4 protein-coding genes (1 of these 4 running past the window's edge) are annotated in these 11599 nt (G+C 68.7%); all 4 read right to left on the reverse strand.

The features are described from left to right. A protein-coding gene (locus AB0H61_RS24680; RefSeq protein ID WP_357308509.1) for a non-ribosomal peptide synthase/polyketide synthase crosses the window boundary here: on the reverse strand, positions 1 to 6667 show its 5' portion. It extends 11144 nt beyond the left edge of the window; 6667 of the gene's 17811 nt are visible here — the first part of the coding sequence; its start codon is at positions 6665 to 6667; the stop codon falls past the left edge of the window. 496 nt (positions 6668 to 7163) lie between these two features. Further along, on the reverse strand, positions 7164 to 8492 hold the full coding sequence (locus AB0H61_RS24685; protein WP_357308512.1) for a GAF domain-containing protein: 1329 nt from the start codon (positions 8490 to 8492) through the stop codon (positions 7164 to 7166). A gap of 179 nt (positions 8493 to 8671) precedes the next feature. Continuing rightward, complete coding sequence (gene mftG, locus AB0H61_RS24690; RefSeq protein ID WP_357308515.1) at positions 8672 to 10150, reverse strand: mycofactocin system GMC family oxidoreductase MftG; 1479 nt, start codon at positions 10148 to 10150, stop codon at positions 8672 to 8674. A 30-nt stretch (positions 10151 to 10180) separates the two neighbouring features. Beyond that, complete coding sequence (mftF, locus tag AB0H61_RS24695; protein ID WP_357308518.1) at positions 10181 to 11584, reverse strand: mycofactocin biosynthesis glycosyltransferase MftF; 1404 nt, start codon at positions 11582 to 11584, stop codon at positions 10181 to 10183. Between the last annotated feature and the right edge of the window lie 15 nt (positions 11585 to 11599).

An 11599-nucleotide genomic window follows, 5' to 3' on the forward strand; every position in this document is an offset into this window, starting at 1 on the left:
CCACCGCAGGATATCTGGTGCGCAACGCCTCATGCCGGATGATCAGATCGGTGACCGCCGCGGCCAGCGCCGCCACATCGAGCGCGCCGCGCAACCGCACGGCGGCGATCAGATTGTTCGCGACGGAGTCGCCGTCGAGCTGATTGAGGAACCACATCCGCTGCTGCGCGTAGGAGAGCGGAACAATCGCGGGCCGGATCTCGGCGACCAGTGGCCGCCGCGACGTCGCGGCGGAGGTGGTCGGTAGGTGCGCGGCCAGCGCACCGACCGTCGGGTGTTCGAACAGCATGCGAACCGGAACCTCGCCGCCGATCTCGGCGCCGAGGCGCGCCGCGATCTGAGTGGCCACCAGCGAATTGCCGCCCAGTGCGAAGAAATCGTCGTCCAGCCCGACCCGTTCCCGGCAGAGCACCTGCGCGAACTCCGTTGCCACCAGGCACTCGAACGGGGTCTCGGGGGCACGGTAGGACGCCGCCGCCAGCACCGGCTCCGGTAGCGCCTTGCGATCCAGCTTGCCGGAACCGGTCACCGGCATCGCGGCCAGCCGAATGTAGGCGCCGGGCAGCATGTACGACGGCAACACCGCCCGCAACCGCTGTCCGAGCACCGCGTCGACCTGTGCGTCGCCGAGGTCGGTGACCACGTAGGCGACGAGCAGTTCACCGGTCGCGTGGGTATACACCCCTACCGCGGCCGCCCGCACCTCCGCGCACGCGAGCAGGGCCGCCTCGATTTCCCCCAGCTCGATCCGCTGCCCACGCAACTTCACCTGGAAATCACTGCGCCCCAGATACTCCAGCGCGCCCGAGCGGTTGCGGCGTACCAGATCACCGGTCCGGTACATGCGGGCGCCCACCGGGCCGTACGGGTCGGCGACGAACCGCTCGGCGGTCAGTTCGGCCCGCCCGTGATATCCGCGGGCCACCTGCGCACCGGCGAGATAGAGCTCGCCGACCACCGACTCCGGCACCGGCCGCAGCCGGGAATCCAACACCAGCACCCGGCTGTCGGCCACCGGCTCCCCGATCGGCACCGGACCCGCCGCGGCGGGATCGACCGGGGCGTGGGTGGCATGCACCGTGAATTCCGTCGGCCCGTAGAGATTGTGCAGTTCGGCGGAGCAGACCGCGGCGAAGGCGGCGGCGGCCGCGCTGGTCATCGCCTCACCCGCGACGAAGACCGTCCGCAGCGACGCGATCGACGCCGGGTTCACCACCTCGGCGAAGACGGTCAGCATCGACGGGACGAACGAAGTCATCGTCACCCCGCATGCCGCGATGGTCGCCGCGAGGTATCCGCTGTCGCGGTGACCCTCGTGCGCGGCAACCACCAATCGCGCGCCCCGGGTCAGCGGGGCGAACAATTCCCAGACCGATACGTCGAAGGTCGCGGGTGTTTTGAACAGCACCACATCCTCGGCCCCGATGCCGTACTCGTCGGCGATCCACCGCACCTGGTTCGCCATCGAGGAGTGCTGGACCGCAACGCCTTTCGGTGTTCCGGTGGATCCCGACGTGAAGATCAGGTACGCCGTATTCGCCGGGCGCAACGGCCGCGCGAGCTCAGCGGGGGTGCCGTCGGCGGATCCCACGGCGTCGACCACGATTACCGGCACCGCATCCGCATCCGGTTCGGCCGCCCAGCCGTCGGCCGATCGAGTCAGCACGCAGACGGGATCCGCCGCGGCGACAACATAGGCGAGTCGCGCGCTCGGCTGATCCGGGTCGACGGGTACATACGCCCCACCCGCAGTGAGCACCGCGTATGCGGCGACGACGAATTCCGCCGATCGCCGCATCCCGAGCACCACCCTGGCCTCGGGGCCGACGCCCGCCGCGATCAGTACCCGCGCCAGCCGATCCACCTCGGTCGCGAACTCCGCGTAGGTGAAAGTACGGTCACCGTCGAGGACCGCGACGGCATCCGGGGTGCGCCGCACCTGCGCCGCGAAGGCGTCGAGCACGGTGTCGCCGGGATCGGCGACACGCGCGGGGCGGTATCCGAGCTCGACCGCCGCGCGCTGCCGGGTGTCGTCGAGCAAGGGCAGGTCGCCGACCGCGGTATCGGCGTCGGCGACGACCGCCCGCAGCAGACGGATCAACCACTGCGCGAACTCCGCGATCGTGGCTTCCTCGAAAAGATCGGTGGCATAGGTGAATTCCGCCGGAACCGGATCGATCGCCCGATCCACGGCGGAGAAACTACCTGTCACCGTGAGCTGGAGGTCGAACTTGGTCACCCCGGTATCCAGGATGTCGGTGGACACCGCGAGGCCGGGCAGTTCGAACTCGATCGCCGGGGCATTGTCGAAGGCCAGCATGACCTGGAACAGCGGATGCCTGGCCTGCGAACGCACCGGGTTGACGACCTCGACCAACTGCTCGAACGGCAGTTCCGCGTGCCCGAAGGCGGCGAGGTCGATCTCGCGCACCCGGTGCAGCAGCGCCGAGAACGGCGCGGCCGGATCGATCGGGGTACGCAGCACCAGGGTGTTCACGAACATTCCGATGAGTTCGTCCAATGCCCGGTCGCCGCGACCCGCGACCGGTGTGCCGATGACGATGTCATCGCTGCCCGATACCCGGGCCAGCACGACCGCGAAGGCGGCGTGCAGCATCATGAAGGCCGAAACGCCCTGTGCCCGAGCGGTATCGGCAATGCCGTCGGCCACCTCGGCGGGCAGCTCGAACCGGAGCACCGCACCACGTCCGGATGCGACCGCGGGCCGCACCCGGTCGATCGGCAGCTCGAGCTGTTCCGGCGCGCCGTCCAATGTCCGAGTCCAGTACGCCAGCTGCCGCGCCAGCGGCGCGTCCGCGTCGGCTGCCGACCCGAGCGACTCGCGCTGCCACAGGCTGTAATCCGCGTACTGCACCGGCAGCGGCGCCAGTTCCGGCTCCGCACCGGAGCGCCGAGCCGCGTAGGCGCCCATCACATCCCGGGCCAAGACCCGCAGCGAGAGACCGTCGGCGGCGATGTGGTGCAGTACCAGCGCCAGCGCACAGCTGCCGTCGTCCACCGCGCAGATCCGAACCCGGAAGGGGATCTCGCGCTCCAGATCGAAGCCGGTGGCCGCGAACGCCGCCAGCTCGCGATCGAGCGCGTCGGCGGCGATCGACTCCGGCTCCCCCGCCACCACCACCGCGGGCACGATCTGCTGGGCGGCTACGCCGTCGGCGTGCCCGACCGGGAGCGCGGGGAACAGGGTGCGCAGCACCTCGTGCCGTTCCACGACATCACCGATCGCCCGCCGCAGCGCGACCACATCGACATCCCCGCGAATCCGCACCACGAAGGGCATGTTGTAACCGGCGCCCGCCCGCTCGAATCGGTTCAGGAACCAGATCCGCTGCTGCGCGGGAGACAGTGGGACCAGCGGCGGCCGCGGCCGTGCGCGCAAGGGCAGGATCGTCGCATCACCATCGCTTCCACCCGCCCCCTCGATCAGTTCGGCGAGTTCGGACACCGTAGTGGCGGTGAACAATTCACGAACGCCGAGCGCGCACCCCAGTTCCGCGCCCAAACGCGCGGCGACCTGGGTGGCTACCAGGCTGTTTCCACCCAACGCGAAGAAATCGTCGGCCCGGCCGACCCGCTCGCGCCCGAGTACTTCGCCGAACACCCTGGCCACCGCCCGTTCCACCGGGGTCTCGGGGGCGGAGTACTCGGCCGAGATCCGGCCGGGCGCGGGCAGCGCGGCCCGATCCAGCTTTCCGGACGCGTTCACCGGCAGCGCGTCGAGCACCACATAGGCGGCGGGCACCATATACGCGGGCAGCGCCCGGACCGCCGCGGCCCGCAGCTGCGCGGGCAGCACGGTCCCCGGCTCCGATTCCACGACGTAGGCGACCAGCTGCTCACCCACCCCGGCGTCGTCACGCACCACGACCACCGCCCGGACGACCGAATCGACGGTGCCGAGTACTGCCTCGATCTCGCCGAGCTCGATCCGCAGTCCACGCACCTTCACCTGGAAGTCGGTGCGGCCCAGGTACTCCAGCTCACCGGTGGCGGTCCAGCGCACCAGATCACCGGTGCGGTACATCCGGGTGTCATCGGCCGAGGGCCCGTCCGGCCCGCCGAACGGATCCGCGACGAAACGCGCGGCCGTCAACCCGGGACGGGCCACATAACCCCGGGCGAGCTGTACCCCCGACAGATACAGCTCACCCGGAGCCCCGACCGGTACCGGCCGCAGCCGTGAATCGAGCACGTAGAGCCGGGTGTTGAACACCGGCGCGCCGATCGGCACCGAGAGGGTATCGGTGTCGGTCACTTCGTGGAAGGTGACGTCGACCGCCGCCTCCGTCGGACCGTACAGGTTGTGCAGTCGCGCACCGGTCAACACCCGCAGCCGCTGCGCCAGCGCCGCGGGCAGCGCCTCCCCGGAGGCGAAAACCCTTCGCAGCGTGGTGCGTAGCGCGATGTCCTGGTGCGCGAGAAAGACTTCCAGCATAGAGGGCACGAAATGCGCCGTCGTCACGCCGTATGCGGAGATCACCGACCGCAGATACGCGGGGTCGCGATGGCCGTCCGGCTCGGCGAGTACCAGGGTCGCGCCGACCTGCAACGGCCAGAAGAACTCCCACACCGAGACGTCGAAGGTCGCGGGCGTCTTCTGGAGCACCACATCGTCGACGCCGAGCCGGTATGCCTGCTGCATCCACACCAGCCGGTTCACGATCGCCTCGTGGGTGACCGCGACACCCTTCGGCAGCCCGGTGGACCCGGAGGTGAAGATGACGTAGGCCGGATGCGCGGGCCGCAGTGCGCCGGTACGTTCCCGCTCCCACACCGGGGCGTCGGAATAGTCCGACAGCTCCAGCCGATCCAGGTCGAGTACCGGAACACCGGGGATCTCCGGCGTGGCGTCGGCGGCTGTGCCGAGCACGCAGGCGGGCCGGGCGGTGGCCAGGATGTGCGCGATACGTTCGGCGGGATGATCCGGGTCCAGCGGAACATAGGCGCCCCCGGCCGCGAGGATCGCGTACATGGCGATCACCAGCTCCGGCGAGCGGCGAATGTGCAACGCCACCAATGTCTCCGGGCCGACGCCGAACTCGATCAGACGGCGGGCCAGTCGGTGCGTGCGAGCCGCCAGCTCACGATAGGTCAGGCTCTGTTCCGGTAGACCCGCGAACCGCAGCGCGACGGCTTCGGGCGTGCGGGCGACCTGTGCCTCGAACATCGACACCAGTGTCGCGGCGGGCGCCGCGCCCGTACGCCGTGGCGCCAGAACCGCGGCCACGTCGAAGCCGGTGGCATTCCAGATCCGGGTGCTCACCTCGACCTCCAGCTCGGTCGCGACGTCCACCGCCGCGACCGGCGTGCCGAGATCGGTGCGGGCCAGTCGGTCCAGGTATCGCAGGAAACGCGCGTGGTGGCGGGCCAGATCGTCGCTGTCGTAGAGGTTCGGGTTCGCTTCGAAATCGACGTGTACGCTGTCGCGCTCGCCGTAGTAGACGTTGAGGCTGAGGTCCTCCACCGGCCCGGTGGACAGCACGTGGTACCGGCCGACGGTGGTGCCGAGGGCGAGATCGCTGCGGAACAGCATGATGTTGGCCAGCGGCCCGAACAGCGCGCGCCGCGCCGGCCTGCCGTCGTGTTCGGCGTCGCGCCGGATGTCCTCGTGCCGATACCGCTGGTGGCGCAGCGCACCTGCCACCTCGACCCGGGTCGCGCGGAGCAGCTCACCCCAGCTCACCTCGGCGCCGACGCCGACGCGCAGCGGCACGATATTGGAGAGCATGCCCGCCGAGCGGCGCATCACGGCGGTGGTGCGCGCGGTCACCGGCAGGCTCAGCACCACGTCGTCGCGATCGGTGAGCCGGCCGAGATAGCCGGCGAAGGCCGCGAGCAGCACCACCGCAATGGTCGAATCCTGCTCGGCGGCGAGAACATTCATGCGCTCGACGAGATGCTCCGGCAGCGGTCTGCCGACGATCAGATTGGTCGCCGAGCGCGCCGCGGTACGGCCATCGAGGCTGGTCGGAGCGTCCAGTCCGGCCACCCGCTCGGCCCAGTGCGCCCGGTCCGCCGCGAAACGACCGCTCTCCCGATAGGAGAGCTCACCGTCGACGAGCGCGGCCAGCGTGCCCGGCCGCGCCGATTCGGGCTCGGTGCCGAGTATCCGCGCGGTATACCGCTCGGCCACCCGCATGGTGTTGGTCAGCGCGCCGAATCCGTCCAGCACGATGTGATGCGCTCGCAGATACCAGAAGTAGCGCCGCTCGGCGACCCGGAGTACGGCGCCCGCGAAGAGCCGATCCCGCACCAGGTCGACCGGTGCGCTCGCGTCCGCGCGCATCCATTCGTGCGCGGCCGCAACCGGATCGGCATGGCCGCGGAAATCGATGAGGGGCAGCTCGGTCGTCAGCTCCGGATCGACGCACTGGAAGGGCGCGCCGTCGGCCTCGCCGAATCGCACCAGCGTCGACCCGTAGTCGAGCGCCGCATCTCTCGTAGTCTGTTGCAGCAGCGCCACATCGAGTTCGCCCTCGACATCCACGTATTGCGCGACATTGATCGGTACCTCGGGGTCGAGCAGCTGTGCGTACCAGAGACCGAGTTGCGCGGGCGCCAGCGGAAACGGCGTCGGTTCGGGTGTCGCGCCATGCGCGGCTTCATCCGGCCGTACGCTGAACCCACCCAACTCCGTACCGTGCACCAGAGCCTCCTCGTTTGGCGAAACAACAGCTGACCGAACGCTTTTGGGCAGCACAAAATAGAGCCGACGAGCCCGGGTCGACAGACCCGAACGCGTGGCCTCGACGCCACCACAGATGATTCGGTGAGAGCGCGGGACGTGACCACGTCACCTGCGCGAGATCCGACAGATTGCATGAAACGAGATCGGTGACCGTTTGCGGTCACCGCCGCGGCGAACTCCTGTGTCGCCGGCGGTTGTGCCTAGCCGTTGATCGTCCCTCCAACTTCGCCGCCGCGGCCCGGTCCTGCGTCGCGGCCATGTTCTCTACGTCACACGGATGTGAGCCGTGCATTGCGAACACTAAGCCCAAAGTTAATAAAAAGGAACAAGTTCCACTAAAAACTTCTGGACGCTTGTTCAGAAGCACTCACGGGGGTGAAACCTGAGGACAGGACTGTGCGCGCGGCCACATGTACGCCGCATATGTGAGCTATCGCACTTTCGGATGTGAAGACTATGAGCCCGAACGTTGCATCCGCGTTGCATCGGCGCCCAAGCGTCGATCGAGCACTCGAATTTTGGCTTCGATCTGCGCATATAGTGGCGAGTCCCGATCCACCGTCGCGCGGTAGGCGGCCCATGCCGCGGCATCGTCACGCCCCTCGGCCCCCGCGGTCCACCGGCGCAGTACGGCGGAATCGCCGGAACTGAGCACCGCGGTGCGTAGCCGCACCCGGAGCTCGTCGCGGATGTCGATAATCCCCGGGGCGGCCGATCTCGGCAGCACCGGTCCGGCATAAAGGCGTAATGCGGAATCGACATCACCGGAGTCGAGTGCGGCGCGCAGCGCCTCCACATCGGTTGCGACATGCACCCGCAACCGGTAAGGGCGCGAACCGAAGACGGTCGGCCCCACCACCGAGCGCAGTCGCGACATCGCGGCGCGGATCGTGCCGTTGTCCAAGTCCGTATCGTCGAGCAGCAGCGCAAGATGGTCGGCGCCGAGTCCCTCGGGGTGCTCGGCGAGCAGCAGCAAGATCTCGGCGTGCCGCTGCGACAAGGGAACTCGATCACCGGCGATGGTCAGCTGCGGCTGACCGAGCCCGAGGACGTCGAGGCCGAGCCTGCCCGCATCGGTCACCGCGGGTTCGCGCTGAGATCGCCCCGCGCCGTGCTGCTCCGCACGCATCGCGGCGAGCAGCAGATCCATTTCGGCCGCGGTCGCCGTGGCCTTCACCAGCGCCAGGATCTCCGGTTTGGCCACCCGCACCCCGCCGGCGATCATCAGCACGCCGACCAGCCTGCCGTCCGGATCATGTACCGGCGCAGCGGCACCGGTGATCTGGTGCATGCGATGCAGAAAGTGCTCGGGTCCGTGGATCCAGGTGGCCCGGCCTGTGCGCACCACCAGACCCACCGCATTCGTCCCGACGCGGCGCTCGCTCAGATCGTCACCGGCGCGCAGACCGATCTCGGCCGCCGCCGTGACGTGTTCGGGATTGCCGTGGATGGACAGCACGCGACCGAACTGATCCGCGACCGCGACGATCAAACCCGTTCGGGCCGTGTCCTGTACGAGCAGTTTGTCGATGAGCGGCATCAGGCCCGCGATCGGGTGCGCGTCCCGGTAGCGCTGTAGATCCGCGCCGCGCAGTCCGCGCCCGCTCAGCACGTCCATGGGCTCGATGCCGCCCCGGACGCTGCGCAGCCAGGATTCGAGCACCAGGGGACGCAGCAGACCGGCTAGCTGCGACAGCTGTTCACCGCCCGCGCTAAGATATCCATGTGCCTGTGCGGCATAGGCTTCGAGTGCGCCGAGTTGCGTGCCCGGTTCGACATTCACTCGATCGCCACTCCGCCGTGGGGGCCGCCCACCTGCAAGATTGCTGACCATTTGCCTTTCTTTCCGCCCCAAACTGTACCGGCGCATATTCCGAGGCAAGGGCGGATGCTCTCGTTTGTCCGCCAGGTCACACCCGGTTCAGATCTGCCACGATTGTGACCTACACGTCTTTCACTTCATTATGTGAAGTGGTCCGCAACGTGTTCGGCAATCATCATGACAGTCGCCTGCGGTCCCCTACTCAGTGGGACCGGGACAACCGACAGGTCGACCACCGACAATCCACTCACTCCGTGCACCCGGCACCGCTCGTCCACCACCGCGCGCTCATCACCCGCGGCGCCCATTCGGCAGGTGCCCGACAAATGTTGCGAGGTCGCGAGATTCGCGCGCAGCCAGGCCACGCCCACACCGGCGGGCGGACGGTGCGGTTGCCGGACGCCGGGGATGCGGTGCAGCAGGTCGGCGGCGAGCGACACCGCCGCGCTCAGCCGCTCCCGATCGTGCGCCGCAGACAGATACCGATACTCGAGCCGCGGCGCGATATCCGGATCGGCGCAATGGAGACGCAGCACGCCAGCGGACCGAGGGCGCATCAGCGCGACACCGAGCCTGCGCGCCTGCGTATCCGGGGTGAATGGCAGTGCGTACGGCCGGATTTCGATATCGTCGAGTTCCAGCACGTACTCCAGCGGGACGCTGCCCGATCCGGAGGCTGCGGACCCGATGCGGTACCCGAGACCGATCTCGGGGTGATCGCAGAACCAGTCGCCGACGGGCGCCGGGTGGACGACCGGAATATCCAGCGCCCGTAGGTGCTCGGGGTCGCCCACACCGGAACGCAGCAGCAGCGCCGCCGATTCCACCGCACCCGCGCAGACCACGATGCGGTCGGCCGGGATGGTGCCGGTGGCGGATCCGGCGCGATAGTCCACGCCGACGGCCACGGTGCCGTCGAATCGAATGCGTGTCACGGTAATTCCGCCGGAAACGGTGAGATTGGGCCGCGCGAGCGCGGGCAGCAGACAGGCCGTCGCGGTACCGATCCGCAAACCCCGTTCGACATTGCATGGCACCGGCCCGAAACCGTTCGTGATCACCGGTCCGGGCAGCGCATTCAGGTCGGGTATTTCGGGATAACCCGCCGCCGCGGCGACCGCCGCGAATTCGACACTGACCGGAGTCGGATCGATGATGCGGCGCACGGGTATCGGACCGCTACCGCCGTGCCCCGGATCGTCGCCGTAATCGTGATCGCGCTCGATTTGCCGGTAGGCGGGTAATACGGCGTCTAGCGACCATTCCGCGGAGCCACCGAGTTCGCGGCACCATGCCGTGAAATCGGCCGCGAGCGCACGAACGAAATAGCCGCCGTTGATCGCTCCGGATCCGCCGAGCACGCGGCCGCGTACGAGTTCGGTCGAAACACCGTGGCCCGCATCGTCGGCCGTCAGCAGGGCCGGATAACGCCACAGCCACGGCGATTCGGGACCCACCGGCATACGATCGGCGCGCAGCAGCTCCGCCGGTATCTCGTCCGCGGTGGACCATGCCGGGCCCGCCTCCACCAACCGCACCTTGTGGTTCGGGTCCTCGCTCAACCGGGCCGCGAGCAGACAGCCCGCGGTCCCCGCACCGACGATCAACGTATCGGTCACGGACTTCGGTTCATTCGGTGCGCCGACATCTCAGCGCGGTGGCGGCGTCGGTTTGAGCGCGTCGACGCTGCGCGCACGGAAAGCGCCGAGCCACAACCCCGTGCCGTAGGCGATATCGTCCATGCGCTTGTAGGCCAGGTACCGGAACGGATCCAGCCCGCCCGCGTCGCGGTGGGTGAACCAGTCGGCGAGGCCGTCGGCCACCGCCATGGTCACCGCGATCCGCCGAATTCGCCGCGAGGCCACCATCGCCACCAGCGTCACCGGCCAGTAGTGCCTGCACATCGCGGATGCCAGTCGCCACAGCCCGGCGAAGAAGCCGCGCGCGAGATAGATGGCGGCGATCCGGGTCGGATTGTCCAATTCGGCGAATACCCGGCGTAGTCGGACCAGGGCGGTCGCGAGGGTGATCAGTCCACCCAGCAGGCCCCACTTCGACAGCGTGGCGAAGAGGAAGGCGGCGAGCACCGTCCAGGACGGCACCGATAGCGGCGACACCATGCCCGCGTCGTGACGTTCTCCCAGTGGTGCGGCCCCGGTGCCGTAGAACATCTTTCGGCTGAACCAGGACCGGAAGGAGACGCGGTGGTCGTGCGCGACATGGGCGGCGGGCTCATAGCGCAGCCGCCAGCCCGCCTGTTCCAGCCGCCAGCACAGATCGACATCCTCGGCCACCTGCATGGACTCGTCGAAGCCGCCCTCGGCCAGCAGCGCGTGGCGACGCACCAGCAATGCCGCACTCGGCACATAGGTCACCAGTCCGCGCGACTGCACCGCCGCCTCGCGTCTGCCGAGATCCAGTGAGGACCGGGTGTGCTCGTAGCGGGCCAGTGCGTTCGACTCCGGATCCAGCGCGACGATGCGGGGCGCCACCAGCGCCACCTCGGGGTCGCTGAAATGCCCGAGCATGACCTCCAGCCAGCCGCTGCGCGGCACGACGTCGGAGTCGAGGAAGGCCACGAATTCGGTTGTCGAGGCCCGCAGTCCGGCATTGCGCGCGGCCGCCGGGCCCTGCTTGCGGTCGTGCCGGAGCACCGTCACGCGGCAGCGGGTGCCGCGATTGCGCGGAATTTGCACAGGTTGGTCCGAGCCGTCGTCGACGACGATCACGTTGTGCCCGCGCAAGGTCGTGAGCAATCGAGCGAGGCCGTCCGCGTTGTTGTGCAGCGGCACGATGACGGTCACGTCGTCCGGCGACGGCAATAGCCGGGGACGCGGGTTGCCGACCCCGGAATCGAGCAGTCGTCTGGCAACGACGGCGGATTTCGGGCCGGTGACCTCGAGGTACCCGTCGCCGATCATCTCGGCGGCCTCCGGGGCAAGTCGCAGCAACCGGGCGGGCGAACCCCCGATCAAGATGCGCCCTCCGGAGTATGCGCGTACCCGTGGATCGATCCGCACCCCGAATCCGTCGGGCAGGCGATCATGGCGCATTCCTGGCATGCTAGG

The organism is Nocardia sp. NPDC050710 (assembly GCF_040654375.1).
Taxonomy (GTDB): Bacteria; Actinomycetota; Actinomycetes; order Mycobacteriales; family Mycobacteriaceae; genus Nocardia.